Genomic DNA, 16196 nt, shown 5'->3' on the forward strand with positions numbered 1-16196 from the left:
CAATTTTCTTCGAAGAAAATTGCAAATTCCTTCGAAGGAATTTGGGGGCACCCGGCCATGACTCGCGAGCGCCTTTACCTCTACGACACGACGCTGCGCGACGGGCAGCAGACGCAGGGCGTGCAATTCTCCACTCTCGAAAAGCGGCAGATCGCGGCGGCTTTGGACGCCTTGGGGGTGGATTATATCGAGGGCGGCTGGCCGGGAGCGAACCCGACCGATAGCGAGTTCTTCGCCAATCCGCCGCAGACCCGTGCCACCATGACGGCTTTCGGCATGACCAAGCGGGTGGGGCGGTCGGCGGAGAACGACGATGTGCTGGCGATGGTGCTGGATGCCGCGACCCCCGCGGTTTGCCTCGTCGGCAAGACCCATGATTTCCATGTGAAAACCGCCCTCGGCGTGACGCTGGACGAAAACCTTGCGGCGATCCGCGCCTCGGTGGCCCACTTGGTCGCCAAGGGGCGCGAGGCGCTGCTGGATGCCGAGCATTTCTTTGACGGCTACAAGGCCAATCCGGGCTATGCGCTGTCCTGCCTGCGGGCGGCGCTGGACGAGGGCGCGCGCTGGGTGGTGCTGTGCGACACCAACGGCGGCACCTTGCCCGCCGAGATCGGCCGCATCACCGCCGAGGTGGTGGCCGCGGGCATCCCGGGCGACCACTTGGGCATCCATTGCCACGATGATACCGGCAATGCGGTGGCGGGCTCCTTGGCCGCCATCGACGCGGGCGCCCGGCAATTGCAGGGCACGCTGAACGGGCTGGGCGAGCGTTGCGGCAATGCCAATCTGACGACGCTGATCCCGACCTTGCTGCTGAAACCGCCCTATGCCGGGCGCTTTGAGACCGGCGTCACGCCACAGGCGCTGCAAGGCATCCTGCGCACCAGCCGGATGCTGGACGACATCCTGAACCGGGTGCCGCGGCGGGCGGCGGCTTATGTCGGGGCCAGCGCCTTCGCCCACAAGGCCGGGCTGCACGCATCGGCCATCCTGAAAGACCCCACCACCTACGAGCATATCGACCCCGCTTTGGTCGGCAATGCCCGGATCATCCCGATGTCCAATCAGGCCGGGCAATCCAACCTGCGCGCACGGCTGGCGGCGGCGGGGATTGCGGTGGAACCCGGCGACCCGCGGCTGGGGCGGATTCTTGACGTGGTCAAGGCGCGCGAGGATCAGGGCTATGCCTATGACGGCGCGCAGGCCAGTTTCGAGCTGATGGCACGGGCCGAACTGGGGCTGCTGCCCGCGTTCTTCGAGGTCAAACGCTACCGGGTGACGGTGGAACGGCGCAAGAACAAGTATGACCGCATGGTCAGCCTGTCGGAAGCCGTGGTGGTGGTGAAGATCGGCGGTCAGAAGACTCTGTCCGTGTCGGAAAGCATGGATAGTGCCGGGTCCGACCGTGGCCCGGTGAACGCGCTGGCCAAGGCGCTGGCCAAGGATCTTGGCCCCTATCAGGCCTGCATCGACGACATGAAGCTGGTCGATTTCAAGGTGCGGGTGACGCAAGGCGGCACCGATGCCGTGACGCGGGTGATCATCGACAGCGAGGACAGTCAGGGGCGGCGCTGGTCCACTGTCGGCGTCTCGCCCAACATCGTCGATGCCAGTTTCGAGGCGCTGCTGGATGCGATGCTGTGGAAACTGGTGCGCGACGGGGTGCAGCCGGCATGAGCCTGCAAGCCTGCGCCGAACGGGTAGAGCGCGGCGACCCCGACCGCTTTGCGGCCTGCATGGCTGCCCCCCCGGCGGCGCGGGCGCGGCTTTGGCCGCTTTACGCACTGAACCTGGAACTGGCACGGGCCCCCTGGGCCAGCACCGAGCCGATGATTGCCGAGATGCGGCTGCAATGGTGGGCCGACGCGATCGACGACCTTGGTCGCGGCACACAGCGGCCGCACGAGGTGATCGCCCCCTTGGCCGAAGTGGTGCAAGCGGCTGATCTGCCTGCGATTTCCCGAATGATCGACGCGCGGCGGCACGACATCTACGCCGCGCCTTTTGCCGATGCCGCGGCGCTGGACGGTTATTTGCAGGACACCGGGGCGGCGCTGATGTGGCTGGCCGCACGGGCTTTGGGCGCGCCGGAGGCTACCGAAGCCGTGGTGCGCGATGCCGGCTGGGCGATGGCGCTGGCCAGTTACCTGCGCGCGGTGCCGGATTTGCAGGCGCGGGGCCGGGTGCCGCTGCCGGACGCGCGACCGCAGGCGGTGGCCGATCTGGCCCGCCAGGGGCTGGCGCGGCTGGCGCGGGCGCGGGGCGCGCGGCGGCTGGTGCCTGTCTCGGCACATCCGGCGCTGCTGGCGGGCTGGCAGACGCAGGCGCTGTTGCAGCTGGCGGTGGCGCAGCCCGAACGGGTGGCCGCAAACGACCTGCGCCTGTCCGAGTTTTCCCGGCGTGGCGGCCTGCTCTGGCAGGCGCTGACCGGGCGTTGGTAGCCGCCAGACCAGACACCGGCCTGCCGGATGCCGGTGTGCGGCGGTTGCAGCCCGCGCCCGGCTGACATCTTCCGTGGCGGGCCTTCAGCGCAGATGCACCCGGATGCCGCCCGCCTGCGGCAGGGCCACCTCGGCGCCGATGAACAGCAGGTCATAGCGCTCGGGCATCGGCGCAAAGCCGTGCCGCAGCAGCAGCGCCGGTGAGACCCCCGCCGCATCGGTGCAGACCGCCAGCGCCAGCCCCTGCTGCTGCATGGCCGCCAGCGCCGCCCCCAGCAAGGCCGAACCGACGCCCTTCGCCCCCGGTCTTGTTACCAGATGGTCGATCAGCCCGGCGGAAAACTCCTGCCTGCCGCGAAACCCGACCCGGTGAAAGCTGGCAAAGCCCTGCAGCCCGCCATCGTCGAACACCAGCGTGGTCGGAAAACCGCCGCCCTGCAACTGCCGGGCCAGGTGATCGTCGCTCCAGTCATAGCGAAACGCCGCCTCGGCGTCGGCGGCCCGCAGCAGCGCGCCGCAAGCCGCCAGATCCCCCACCCGGCAAGGCCGCACCGCCGCCGCCACAGCGCCACAGCGGTCCAGCCGCAACGCCGCCGCCAAAGCCGCCGCCAGCCGCTCGCTGACCGCGCCCACCGAGCGGCGCAACACGCCCGCATCCAGCGCCCGCACCCAGGGCCGCAGCCCGGGCCGCCGCGCCGCAGCCACCTTGCCCTGCCAGAACCGCGGCCCATGGCTGCCCTTGCCCGGCACCGCATAGCCGAACATGAAGGCGCAACCCGCCGCCGCCTCTTGCCGCGCCATTTCCGCGGCCAGCGCCTTGGCCACACCGCGCCGCGCCATCTCGGGGGCGACGGAAAGCCAACTGGCCTGCGCCAGCCGCAGCGGATCGCCGTTCAGCACCACCTCGGTGGGCAGCGAGAACACCAGTCCCGCCAGATCGCCCCCCGCATACGCCGCAATCCGCAGGCTGTCGGGGCGCGAGAACACCTGCCAGTCAAAGAACGCCGCATCCCATTGCGGGCAGCTTTCGCTGCGGGAAAACCGCGCCGCCCAACAGCGGTTGACGAAAACCGCAGCCTCGGCTGCCGAGCCGGCAAACCGCGTCATCTCCAGTGCTTGCAACTGCGCATCCCTTCGGCGACTCTGGCCGCGATTGGCGCATGGCCGGTCGAGTCGCACAAGGGGGGGCGCGGCTGCCCGGTGCCGGGGAAAACGGCAGGTGGCAGCGGCATCGTGATGGGCAGGGGGTTCGGCATCGACAAGATCGCCATCGTGGCGATGGCCTGCCGTCTGCCCGGCGCAGACAGCCCGGAAGCCGCATGGGCGCTGCTGGCGCAAGGTCGCCATGCCATCACCGAATCACCGCCCGAACGCTGGGCCACCCGGCAAAAGATCGCCCTGGAAACCGGCTCGCGCGTGCACAACTACCCGAAATGGGGCGGGTTTCTGGACGGCATCGACCAGTTCGATCCGGGCTTTTTCGGCATGTCGCTGCGCGAGGCAAGGCTGGTCGATCCGCAGCAGCGGCTGCTTTTGCAAACCGCATGGAGTGCACTGGAAAACACCGGTCACGACCCGCGCGCCCTGAAGGGCAGCCGCACTGGCGTTTTCGTCGGCATCTCGACCTCGGATTACATGCAGCGGCAGTTGCTGGATGGCGAGGTGCTGCGGATCGACGCCTATTCCGGCCTTGGTTCGGCGCAAAGCATCGCCGCCAACCGGCTGAGCCATTTCTTCGATTTCCACGGGCCGAGCATGGCGGTCGATACCGCCTGTTCCTCGGCCCTGGTGGCGCTGCATCTGGCACGGCAAAGCCTGGCGCGCGGCGAATGTGATCTGGCGCTGGTGGGCGGGGTCAATGCGATCCTGTCGCCGCTTTCGACGATTTCGTTTTCCAAGGCGCGGATGTTGGCCGCCGATGGCCGCTGCAAAAGTTTCTCGCAAGCCGCGGATGGCTATGTGCGGTCCGAAGGCTGCGTCATGCTGGTGCTGGCGCGGGAAACCGATGCGCGGCGGGCGGGTTCCCGGGTGCAGGCGCTGCTGCGCGGCTCGGCGGTCAATCAGGATGGCGCCAGCCTCAGCATCACCACCCCCACGGTTGCGGCGCAGCAGGCGGTGATGCAGGCAGCACTTGCCGATGCCGGGCTGCCGCCCGATGCGGTCGATCTGATCGAGGCGCATGGCACCGGCACCCGCATCGGCGATGCCACCGAACTGGCGGCGCTGTCGGCGGTTTATGGCGCGGCCCCGGTGGTGGTCGGCAGCGCCAAGCCGAATTTCGGCCATCTGGAGGCCGCCTCGGGGCTGGTGGGCGTGCTGAAAGCCGTGCTCAGCCTGCGCCATGCCGCGGTTCCCGCGCTGCCGGGGCTGACCGACCCGATCCTGCCGCCCGAGGGTGCCGCGCTGCATCTGGCGCTAAAGGCCACCCCGCTGAACCGCCCCGACCGCCCGCTGCGGGCCGGGGTGTCCAGCTTTGGCTTCGGCGGCACCAATGCGCATGTGATCCTTGAAGCTGTGGCGCCCCGCCCGGCCAAGGCCTTGGAAATGGGCGTGTTTCCGGTCTCCAGCCACGCAGCCCAACTGTTGCGCGACACCGCCGCCGATTATGCGGCGCTGCTGCGCACCAACCCGGCGCTGCCCGCAGCCACCCTCGCCGCCAGCGCCGCCCGCAGCCGCTCTGGCCACCCTTTGCGCGCCGCCATCGCTTTCACCGACCGCGACAGCCTGCTGGCCGGGCTGGACCGGCTGGCCACCATGCCGGACGTTCCCGCCGCCCCCACCGGCGGTGTCGGTTTCTGCTTTGCCGGGCAGGGCGCGCAGTTCCCCGGCATGTGCGCCGCTCTGCTGGATCAGGATGCCGGTTTCCGCGCCAGCATCGCCGCCTGTGACGCGGTGATCCGGCAGACCGCAGGCTGGTCGCTGACCCGGCTGCTGACCGAGGCTGACCCCGGCATTGACGACACCGCCCTTGCGCAACCGGCGCTGTTCGCGGTCGAGCTGGCGCTGGCCCGGCGCTGGATCGCGGTCGGGGTGCGGCCGGATGTGGTGCTGGGTCATTCGCTGGGCGAGATCGTCGCCGCCTGCATCGCCGGGGTGATGAGCGACCAGACTGCCCTGAGGCTGGTGCTGGCGCGGGGTCGGCTGATGGCGCAGGCCCCCGGCACCGGCGCCATGCTGTCGCTGACCGGCGATCCGCAGCAGTTGGCCGAAGTGCTGGAGCAGGTCGGCGCCGCCGCCGATGCCCCCGAGGTGGCCGGCCGCAACACCGCTCGCAATGTCACCCTGTCGGGCTGTGCCAATGCGCTGGCCGGCGTGCAGCATCTGGCCGAAACCAGCGGCTTGCGCGCCCGCCCCCTGGCGGTGTCGCACGCCTTCCACTCGCGGCTGATGCAGCCGATGCTCGACGATTTCCGCAGCGAAATCGCAGGGCTGGAGTTCCACCCGGCGCAAATTCCGCTGATCTCCACCGTCACCGGTGCCGAAATTGCCGCAGGTCAGGTGCCCGGCGCCGACCATTGGGTGCAACAGGTCCGCGCCCCGGTGCTGTTCCGCGCCGCGACCGAGGCGCTGGTGGCCCGCGGCATCGCCACCTGCATCGAGATCGCACCGCAGCCGCAACTGACCCCCTGGCTGCGCGAGGCCGGCCTGACGGTGATCCCGGCGCTGCCGCGCGGTCGGGCCGATGCGGCGGGGCTGCAAAGCGGCCTCACCGCCGTCTGGAAGCGCGGCCTGCCGGTCGATCTGTGCCCCGCAGGCGCTGCCGATCTGCCCGACCTGCCGCCCTACCGCTTTGCCCGGTCCCGCGTCTGGTTCGAGCCGTTCCAGCCCGGCCCGGGCATCGAGTTGCGCCCCAATGCCGTGACACCCGAGCCTGTGCCCGAGACTGGGCCCGAGTCTGGGCGCGAGTCTGGGCCCGAGTCTGGGCCCGAGTATGCGACAGTGCTGCTGCGGCAACCGCTCACCGACCCGGCCTTGCTGGCCTTGTTGGCGCAGCACCGGGTGGCCGGGCGCGCCGTGCTGCCCGCGGCCTTCTATCTGGACCTGCTGGCCGCCGGGGCGCGGCGGCTTTGCCCCGGCGATCTGGACCTGCGCGACATCCGTTTTCCGGCGATGCTGCCGCTGGCCGAGGCGCAGACCGGCACATTGGTGGTGCAGGGTCTGCGCAGCGGCGAGCGGGATTGGGCGCTGACCCTGTCGGCGGTTCCGGGTGACGGTGGGGCGCCAAAACTGCTGGCACAGGCCCGGCTGCTGGAAGACCCCGCTGCGCTGCCGCAGCCCCTGCCGCTGCCCGAAAGCCTGCCCCACAGCCTGAGCGGGGCGGCGCTCTACACCCAGCTTGCCGACAGCGGCCTTGACTATGGCCCGGCGTTTCGCGGCCTGAGCCACGCCGATTTCTGCCCCGGTCAGGCCCGCGCCACGGTCACCAGCCCCGGCGACTGGCCCCGCCATGTCATCGACCCCGCCCAACTGGATGCCGCCCTGCATGCCCTGGCCCCCGCCCTGCGCGCCGCCGAGGGCGAGGCTGCCGAGGGCCTGTGGGTGCCGGTGTCGATCGCCCGGTTGCAGCTTTCAGGTAGCCTGCCCAACGCGGCCGCAGTGCGTCTGGCCCTGCAACCGGGGCCGCATTTCCCCGACCTGAAGGCCTTTGATCTGACGCTGGAAGATGCCTCGGGCCGGGTCGGGCTGGCCTTGGGCGGCCTGTCGATCCGCCGACTGGATATGGGTCACGCTGCCGCCACCACCGGGCCGCTGTTTGCCACCGAACTTCTTCCCCTGCCGCCTCTGGTGGAACCGGAGGGCTGGAACACCGGCTGGTGGCTGCTGCCGCTGGCGGGGCAGGCGCTGGCCACCACGCTGGCACCGCTGCTGCAAGCGCCCGGTATCGGTGCGGATATGCCCGACCCGCCCCCCCGCATTGTCGCCCTGCTGGCGGATGCGGCGGAAATGGCGGGGCAGGGGCCGGACCTGCTGGCCGATCTGGCAACCCATGCCCGCCGCCTGTTGGCCACCACGCCGCGCCCGCACCTGCTGCTGATCCTGCGCACCGCCACCCCCGGCCCCGAGGCCGAAGCCCTGCGCGCCGCCCTGCGGGTGATCCGCAACGAGGCGCCCGATCTGTCCTGCGTCGGCCTTGTTCTGCCCGCCGATGCCGACCCCGAGGCGATCCGCCAGGCCCTCGCCTCGGCCGCCACCCGACGCGACGAGCCGGATCAGGTCCTGCAAGGCCGCACGCTTGCCGCCCCCCGCCTGACACCGCTTGCGCTGCCGCAGACCGGCTGGCGCCCCGGCCCGGCGCGTGGCGACAGTCGCCGCCTGATCGCCGGGCCGCGCGGCGGTATTGCCAACCTGAGCCTGCAACCCGCCGATGCCCCCACTCCCGGCCCCGGCGAGGTGCTGATCGCGGTTCAGGCTGCCGGGCTGAACTTCCGTGACGTGTTGAAATCGCTGCGACTTTACCCAAACCGCCCCGGCATGCCGCTGTGGCTGGGCGATGAATGTGCGGGCCGGATCGTGGCTTTGGGGGCCGGAGTCACCGACCTTGCACTGGGCGATGCGGTGCTGGCCGTGGCCTCCAGCGCCTTCTCCACGCATGCGCTGGCGCGGGCGACGGCGGTGGTGCCGATGCCCGCGGGCCTGAGCATGGTAGATGCCGCCACCATCCCCATCGCCTTCACCACCGCCTGCCACGCGCTGGTCGATCTGGGGCGGCTGGCGGCGGGCGACACCGTGCTGATCCATGCCGCAGCCGGTGGGGTCGGGCTGGCAGCGGTGCAGATCGCCCATGCCTTTGGCGCGCAGGTGATCGCCACCGCCAGTGCCGAAAAGCAGGCGTTTCTGCGGGGCCTTGGTGTGCTGGCGGTCGGCAATTCGCGCGATCTGAGCTTTGTCGAAACGGTGCGGGCGGCCACCCAAGGCCGTGGCGTCGATATCGTGCTGAACTCGCTTTCAGGGGCGGCGATCCCGGCCAGTCTTGGCCTGCTGGCGCCGTTCGGGCGCTTCATCGAGATCGGCAAGCGCGATATCGTCGAGGACAGCCCGCTGCCGATGCGCGGCTTTCACGCCTCGGTCAGCCTGCACGCGCTGGACATGGAACTGCTGTTCGCGCTGCGCCCGGCCGAGGGGCAGCGGCTGTTGCGGGCGGTGCTGGCGGCCTTTGCCGATGGCCGGTTGCATGCCTTGCCGCACAGCGATTTCGCGCTGGAGAATGCCGCCGAAGCCTTTCAGCACATGGCGCAGGCCCGCAACATTGGCAAGGTGGTGCTGACGGTTGGCCCGGCGCCGATAGCAGCACCAGGGGGCATTGCCGCGGCGCTGGTCAGCGGCGGCTTTGGCGCCATCGGGCTGGGGCTGGTGCAGCACCTGGCGGCGCATGGGGTGCGGGGGTTCGTGCTGCTGGGCCGCTCGGCGCCCTCTGCCGCGGCAAAGGCGCAGATCGCGGCGCTGCGGGCGGGTGGCGCGACGGTGATCTGTGCGGCGGTCGATGTGAGTGATGCTGCGGCGCTGCGGGCGGTGATCGCGCAGGCCGACGAGGCCGGGCTGCAGGTCCGCCATGTGCTGCACGCGGCGGGCGTGCTGGCCGACGCGCTGCTGGCCGAGGTGACGCCCGCGGCGATTGCCAAGGTCTGGGCACCCAAGGTCGGCGGCGCGCTGGCGCTGGAGGCGGCGACCCAGGGGCTGACGCTGGACAGCTTTGTCTGCCTTGGTTCGGTGGCCAGCCTGCTGGGCTCGCCGGGGCAGATGGCCTATGCCGCGGCCAATGCGGCGATGGCGGCGATTTGCGCGCGGCGGCAGGCGCAGGGCTTGGCCGGGCAGGCGCTGGTGCTGGGGCCGTGGCAGTCCGGCATGGCCTTGCAGGACGATGCCACACTGGCGCGGATGACCCGGCTTGGCCTGCGCCCGCTGCTGCCCGAGGACGGATTGGCGCAGGTTTTGAAGGCGATGGCGCTGCCGGGGCCGGTGGTGGTGGCGCGGTTTGCCGCCGGAGAGTCAACGCCGCTGGCCAGTCTTGCGATCTGCCGCGGCCTTTACGGTGCCGCCAAACCGCGTGCTCGCCACGCGCCGCTGTTGGCCGAGGTGATGGCGCTGGACCCCGCCGCCCGCGTCCCGGCGCTGGCGCAGGCGCTGGCGCAACGGCTGGCGCGGGTGATGGGGCAGGGGGTTGAAACGCTGGCGCTGGAGGCGCCGCTGGAGGCTTTGGGGTTCGACAGTCTGGCCGGCTTGGAGTTCGGCATGAGCGTCGAGGAAGACCTTGGCCTGCGCTTTCCGATGGATGCCATTGGTGCTGCCACCACGCTGAACGATCTGGCAGCACTGCTGCTGGCGGCGGCGGAAACCGCTGGCCCCGGCGCAATCGCAGCGCCCGCAGCCGAACCCGCTGCCGACCCGGGCCTCAATCCCCTGCCGCTCGCAGACCGGCCCGAAACCCTGCTGCCGCAAATGCCGGAACCTGCGACCGACGGCCCGCCACAGCTGCGCCCCGACATTGCCGCCCGGCTGTCGGCCTTGAAGCTGGACGCGGTATATGACCGGGCCCTGGGCACAAGGCTTTGGGGCCGCATCGACGGTCAGCACCGCGAAGTGATTGATTTCGTAGCCGGTTATGGCTCTTGCCTGTTCGGCCACAACCATCCTTCGCTGGTGGCGGTGCTGCAACAGGGCTTGACCGCCCAGCACCCGACCCATGCGCAAGGCGCGCATCCGGCGGCGGGCGAGGCTTTGGCGCGGGGGCTGGCGGTGGAACTGGGCGGCGGCACGCAGGCCTTTACCACGCTTCTGGCCAGCACCGGCGCCGAGGTGGTGGAGGCGGCGCTGAAGCACGCCTGGGCCGAGCAGCGCCGCCGCCTGCATGGCCATCCGGCGGCGGCGCAGGTGCGCCCGGTGTTCCTGGCGGTCGAGGGCAGCTATCACGGCAAGACACTGGGGGCGCTGGCGCTTTCCGATTTCCGGCTGGCGCCGATCAAAGCCGGGGCGTTCCGGGTGCGGCTGCTGCCGCGCAACGACCCCGACGCGCTGCGGGCGATGCTGGCCGAGGAAACCTTGCAGACCGCCGATGGCCCGCTGTCGCAGGTGACGGCGATCTTTGCCGAGCCGGTGCAGGGCGAGGGCGGGGTCTGGCCGCTGGACGCCGCTTTCCTGCAAGAGATGCGCCGGCTTGCCGATGAAAACGGCTTCCCGCTGGTCTTCGACGAAATCCAATGCGGTTTCTGGCGCTGCGGCGGGCTGTCGGCGGCGCCGGTGCTGGGTGACTACCACCTGTTCGGCAAAAGCCTGGGTGGCGGGCTGGCTAAAATCTCGGCGCTGCTGATCCGCAGCGAACGCTATGTCGATGGCTTCGGCATCGTGCAAAGCTCGACCTTCGGTGAGGACGCGCCGTCGTCCATGGTGGCGCTGGCGGCGTTGCGGCTGGGGCAGGGCGAGACCGCGGGCCGGGTGCAGCGGGCCGGGGAAATGCTGCGCAGCAAACTGGAGATGCTGCAAGCTCGGCACCCCGATGTGGTGGCGGATATCCGGGGTGTCGGGCTGATGCAGGCGGTGCAACTGGCCGATCTTTCGGCCAAGCCGGGGCTGATCGGGCAGGCAAGTCAGCATCAGGGGCTGGGACAACTGGTTTGCTCGCATCTTTTGCTGCGCCACGGCATCCGCGTCGCCACCAGCCTGTCGGCGCCCGATACCTTGCGGCTGCAACCCGCGGCCTACGTCACCGAAGCCGAGATTGACCGGCTGATCGCGGCGCTGGACGGCGCTTTTGCTGCGTTGCAGCATGGTGACGGCGCTTATCTGGCCAGCCATTTGCTGCAGCGCAACGAGTGGCTGGAGTGCAGCATTTCCTGGCCCGCCCCGGCCCCGCTGCAACCGGCCATAGCCGACCCCGACACCCCGCGCGTGGCGTTTCTTTCGCATTTCGCCGATCCGGCGTCGCTGCGGCGTTGGGATGCCTCCTGGGCGCGGCTGTCGGATGCGGCCTGCGAGGCGCTGGTGGCGCGGCTGGCGCCGATCGTGCCGCCGACGCTTTCGGCGGTGCAAAAGCTGGTCTCGGCCAGCGGGGCGGCGGTGGAAATGCATCTCCTGACGCTGCTCGCCACCAGTTTGATGATCGAAACCGCCATGCGGCAGGGCCGCACCGCGCCGATACTGAACCAGATGCAGCAGGCGCTGGAGATGGCCGAGGCGTCGGGCTGCCGCACCGCCGGGCTAGGCGGGTTCCTGTCGATTGTCAGCCGCAATGGCACCCGGCTGCACAGCAATGTCGGGCTGACCACCGGCAATGCGCTGACCATCGCCGCCGGGGTGGCGGCGGTGCAGGCGGCGATTGCGCGGCATCTGCCGGGGCAGGCGCTGCGGCTGGGGGTGGTGGGGGCTGCGGGCAATATCGGCAGCAGTTACTTGCGGCGGCTGGCGGTGCAGCTTGACGACATGGTGCTGGTGGGGCGCGCGGGCAGCCTGCCGCGGTTGCAGGCGATGGCCGCGACCTTGCGGGCAGATGCCGCAGCGGCCGGGCGGGCGGCGCCGAAGATCGAACTGGCCGAAAGCCTGGGGCCACTGCGCGCCTGCAACGTCATCGTCACCGCCACCAACACCAGCACGCCCATCCTGTTTGCCGACAGCCTTGGCCCCGGCCCGGTGGTGGTGGTCGATCTGTCGGTGCCGGGCGATGTTTCCCCCGATCTGGCCGCCCGTCGCCCCGATGCCCTGGTGATCGAGGGCGGGCGGATTGCCTTGCCCCCGGGCAACGCCTGTGATCTGGCCCTGTTCGGACTGCCGCCGAACCAGCTTTACGCCTGCATGGCCGAAACCGCCCTGCTGGGGCTGGAGCATCACCCGGGCAGCTTTGCCCTGGGCGAGGTGCGGATGGCGCAGATCGACACGATTTCTGCTGCCGCGGTCCGGCATGGCTTTGGCTTCGGAGACGCGACATGAGGCGATTTTCACCGCAGGCGCTGCTGGCGGGCTTGCTGGCGCACCGCTGGCTGGTGGCGCTGGTGCTGGCGCTGCTGATCCCGCTGGCGGCCTGGCAGGCGCAGGGGGTGCGGGCGCGGGTGGACATGGATGCGTTGCTGGACGGCAATTCGCCCGCCTTCACCGCCTGGCGCGATCTGGAACGCCGTTTCGTGCCGTTCTCGCGCGATGAGGTGTTCGTGGTGACCTCGGATGCCGGGTCGCTGGCGGCGCCGGGGCAATTGGACGCGCTGCAGGATCTGCTGATAGAGCTGAACCTGACGCCGGGGGTGGCGGCGACGCTGAGCATCCTGGCGCTGCCTGCCAGCGACGATTCGGGGGTTGCCTGGCTTGCGACGCCCGCGGCGCTGGCGCTGGAACCGGCGGACCGGCTGGCAGGCTTGCGGGCCGGGCAAGCGATGGCGGGGCAGATGATCTCGGCCGACCTGTCCGCCACGCTGGTGCTGGTGATGCCGGAACCTGCGGCCGACAACCCCGCACTGGTGGCGGAAATTCTGGCCATTGCCAAGGGCTTGGACAACGGCCTGCAATTGCGCCCCGCCGGGCTGAACGAGATGAGCCGCACCGCCGCCTCGGGTCTGGTGCAGGATCAGGTCTGGCTGATCCCGGCTTCGGTTGTGCTGTGCCTGGCGATCAGCTTCTGGCTGCTGGGGTCGTGGCGGGCGGTGCTGATCTGCGGCGCACCACCCCTGACCGGAACGCTGTGGTTCCTTGGCTGGCTGGGCTGGCGCGATCTGCCGATTGATCAGTTCATGGCGCTGGTGCCGATCGTGCTGATCGTGCTGGCGTTTTCCGACTGCATCCATCTTTACACCGGCGCCGTGGCCGCACAGGCCGAGGCGCAGGCGCAGGGCGCGCCCCCCGACGCCGCCGCCCGCAAGGCGCTGTCGCAGATCTTTCCGGCGGTGTTCATGACCAACATGAGCACCTCGGTCGGCTTTCTGTGCCTCTTGGTGGTGCAGGCCCCGGCGCTGCACAATCTGGCGATCTCGGGCAGCATGGGGATGCTGCTGACCTTCAGTGCCGAGGTGCTGATGCTGCCGTTGCTGTTCAGTCTGGTGGGCGGGACGCAGCACCGGCTGGGCGCGCGGCTGCCGAAGTTCGGCCCGTTGCGCCGGCTTGCCCAGAAGGTCGCGGGCTATCCGCGGCAGGTGGTGCTGGGGGTGGCGCTGCTGATGGCGGGCCTGATCTGGGTCGAGAATGTCATTCCCACCGGCTACAGCCTGTCCGAGCATATCGCCCCCGAGGCCCCGGTCATTCAGACCCTGCGCGATCTGGAGCGGCTGGGGCTGGCCAGCGACAGCCTGCAGGTCGTGGTGGCCGATGCCGATGGTCAGCCGGGGCTTTCGGATGCCGACCGCCGGCTGCTGGGGCAGGTGGCGGGCATCCTTTACCACAGCAGCGACGACGTGACCGCCGCCTTGCAGCTTTGGGCGCAAAAGGCCCCCGATGCCGCGGTGTTGCGCCGCTTTGTGGCCGAAGATCAACTGGCCTACGACTTGCCGCTGTCGCTGACCGCCGATGACAGCGGCGCGCGGCTGGTCAGCACGGCAGCCGATCTGACCGCCACCTTTGCCGCCGCCGGGCTGGCCGACAAGGTGCAGATCAACGGCTACAGCCTGATGCTGGTGCAGGCGGTGCCCAAGCTGATCACCAAGCTGCAATGGGGGTTTTATCTGGAGATTCTGCTGATCACGCTGGTGATCTGGGCCAGCCAACGCTCACCAAGGCTGGCGTTGGTGGCGCTGCTGCCCAACGTCATCCCGATCCTCTGCGTCGATGGCTGGCTGTATCTGTCGGGGCAGGAGGTGACGCTGACCTCGGCGGTGGCGACCACGGTGGCCTTTGGTCTGGCGGTGGACAACGGCATCCACGTGCTGAACCACTACCGGCTGGCCTCGGGCAGCGTCGCCGAGCGCATCCATATCGCGCTGGCCGAGGCCGCACCGCCGATCCTGACCACCACCGTGCTGCTGCTGGGCGGCTTTTGTGTGGTGGCGTTCAGTGTTACCCCCAGTGTGACGGTGTTCGGCACGCTGGTGGTGCTGGCGCTGACGCTGGTCTGCGTGTCCAGCCTGCTGCTGCTGCCGGGGATCATGCGATGGAGTTTGCGATGAAATCTATCCTGCCGTTCGTTCTGGCCCTTGGCCTTGCGCTGCCTGCCGCTGCGGCCCCCACGCTGCACCTGCCAGACCTCGCCGGCCAATGGCGCGGTGCGGGCACGCTGACCAAGGCGGGGGCGGCGGCGCAGCGGCTGGGCTGCAAGGTCGAGATTCGCACCGCCATCAACCTGAACATTCTGGTGATCGGCCGCTGTGCCACCTCGGAAGGTGCCGACAGCTTCTCGCTGGAACTGACCGAGGCCGCAGATGGGGCGGTGCAGGCGAAGAACCGCTTCGATCCGCCGCGGGGCTTGCCCGAGCAGATGAGCGGCGTGATCGACGGGGCCGTGCTGACGCTGGGCACCGCCGATTTCGGCACGGTGGAGTTGCGGCAACAGGATCAGGCGCTGGATTTCGCCATCAATGCGCAGAACGACGGCCAGCCGGTGCTGCTGCAAGTGCGGTTGGAGCGTCAGAACCCTTAATCGGTGCTGCGTTCCGCTATGCTGGCCCCGTCCACAACGCCGCTGCCGGGATAGGCCACCACCTGCGCGCCCGCTTCCAGCCCTGCGATCACCTGCGCCACGTCATCGCGCTGCTGGCCGATCTCAACCTTCGTCAGCACCGCCTTGCCCGCAACGGCGCGGAACACCGCCCAGCCGCCCTGATCGCGGAACAGCGCACTTTGCGGCACCTGCAACACCGCGTCGTCGGACCAGACCACGATGCGCACGAACACCCGGAAGCGGTCGCCCAGGCCTGCCCGCGCCTCGGGCGGGGTCAGGATGTCCAGCAGAACCTTCACCCGCTGCTCCTCGATGCCCAAAGCCGAGACCCGCGTGAACCCCGCCGGATCAATGCGGCGCACCTTGGCGGCAATCACCCCCGCGCCGCCCCAGCGTTCGACATGCGCTTCGGCCCCCACCGAAACCTTCACCGCATCCGAGGACAGAAGGTCGGTCTCGATCCCCAGATCGGCCAGATCACCGATGGTCAGCAAGGGGCTGCCCGCCTGCACCAGCCGCGCATCCAGCGCCTCGATCTGCAACACCGTGCCGTTCAGCGGCGCGGTCAGCCGCAGGCAGCAGGCATCATCGGCGGCATCGGCCCCGGCTTCCGGGCCCTGCAACTGCGCCTCGGTGCGCGCCAGCGTGGCGCGGTGCAACTGCACCTCATACTCCGCCGATGTCAGCGCCGCCGAGGCGGTGGCTTCGGCCTGCGCGCTGTCTTCCAGCAGCCGTTGCGAGATGATGCCGCGGGCGGCCAGCGTGCGGTTGCGGGCAAGCTGGCCCACGGCATAGCTGTGGTCGGCGCTGGCGCGGTTCAGGTTGACTTCCGCCAGCCGCACCGCCGCCTGCGCCTCGGTCACCGCGATCTCGGCCTGACGGCGGCTTCGCGCATCCAGAAACGCCGGTTGCGCCGGTTCGATCACCGCCACCACGGTTTCCGCTGCCCGCACCGCATCGCCCACCTGCACCGGTGATCGCGCCACCGTGCCGGTCAGCGGCGCGGTGACGGTCCAGGGGTCGCGCACCCGCGTCGTGCCCTCGGCGGCCACCGTCACCTCCATCGGCGCCACGGTGATCGCCACCAGATCGACCGCCACCGGGTCGGGCAGCAAGGCCCAGACCAGTGCCGCCAGTGCCACCACGCCCGCCGCTCCGATGCCGATCCGCTTGCCCGCAACCATCGC

Annotated in this window: 7 protein-coding genes; 5 read left to right on the forward strand and 2 right to left on the reverse strand. The window is 70.0% G+C overall.

Features of this window, described 5'->3' with window-relative positions:
* Positions 1-57 precede the first annotated feature (57 nt).
* Positions 58-1680: a citramalate synthase gene (cimA, locus tag RSW2DRAFT_RS06330; protein ID WP_008029172.1), complete on the forward strand. Its 1623-nt coding sequence runs from the start codon at positions 58-60 to the stop codon at positions 1678-1680.
* A complete protein-coding gene (locus tag RSW2DRAFT_RS06335) occupies positions 1677-2444 on the forward strand; it encodes a squalene/phytoene synthase family protein (protein ID WP_008029175.1) in 768 nt (255 codons plus the stop codon). The genes cimA and RSW2DRAFT_RS06335 overlap by 4 nt, the downstream gene beginning before the upstream one ends.
* 84 nt (positions 2445-2528) lie before the next feature.
* Here RSW2DRAFT_RS06335 and RSW2DRAFT_RS18675 read toward each other — a convergent pair whose 3' ends face one another.
* Positions 2529-3551, reverse strand: a complete 1023-nt coding sequence (locus RSW2DRAFT_RS18675; RefSeq protein WP_008029176.1) for a GNAT family N-acetyltransferase — start codon at positions 3549-3551, stop codon at positions 2529-2531.
* Positions 3552-3680: 129 nt separating this feature from the next.
* Here RSW2DRAFT_RS18675 and RSW2DRAFT_RS06345 point away from each other — a divergent pair, with 129 nt between their 5' ends.
* Genes RSW2DRAFT_RS06345 through RSW2DRAFT_RS06355 form a run of 3 tightly spaced genes read left to right on the forward strand, consistent with a single transcriptional unit; the run spans position 3681 to position 14988 of the window.
* Complete coding sequence (locus RSW2DRAFT_RS06345) at positions 3681-12362, forward strand: type I polyketide synthase (RefSeq protein WP_008029178.1); 8682 nt, start codon at positions 3681-3683, stop codon at positions 12360-12362.
* Positions 12359-14518 (forward strand): efflux RND transporter permease subunit, encoded by a 2160-nt coding sequence (locus RSW2DRAFT_RS06350; protein WP_008029180.1) that lies wholly within the window; start codon positions 12359-12361, stop codon positions 14516-14518. Before RSW2DRAFT_RS06345 ends, RSW2DRAFT_RS06350 begins: the two co-directional genes overlap by 4 nt.
* Entirely contained in the window at positions 14515-14988 is a 474-nt protein-coding gene (locus RSW2DRAFT_RS06355) for a hypothetical protein (RefSeq protein ID WP_008029182.1), read from the forward strand. Before RSW2DRAFT_RS06350 ends, RSW2DRAFT_RS06355 begins: the two co-directional genes overlap by 4 nt.
* On the opposite strand, the gene RSW2DRAFT_RS06360 is transcribed toward RSW2DRAFT_RS06355, so the two are convergent.
* The gene (locus tag RSW2DRAFT_RS06360) at positions 14985-16193 is read right to left on the reverse strand and encodes an efflux RND transporter periplasmic adaptor subunit (RefSeq protein ID WP_008029184.1); all 1209 of its coding nucleotides are present in this window, start codon (positions 16191-16193) and stop codon (positions 14985-14987) included. The genes RSW2DRAFT_RS06355 and RSW2DRAFT_RS06360 overlap by 4 nt on opposite strands.
* Positions 16194-16196: the final 3 nt, after the last annotated feature.

It is taken from the genome of Rhodobacter ferrooxidans (genome assembly GCF_000176015.1).
GTDB lineage: Bacteria > Pseudomonadota > Alphaproteobacteria > Rhodobacterales > Rhodobacteraceae > Pseudorhodobacter_B > Pseudorhodobacter_B ferrooxidans.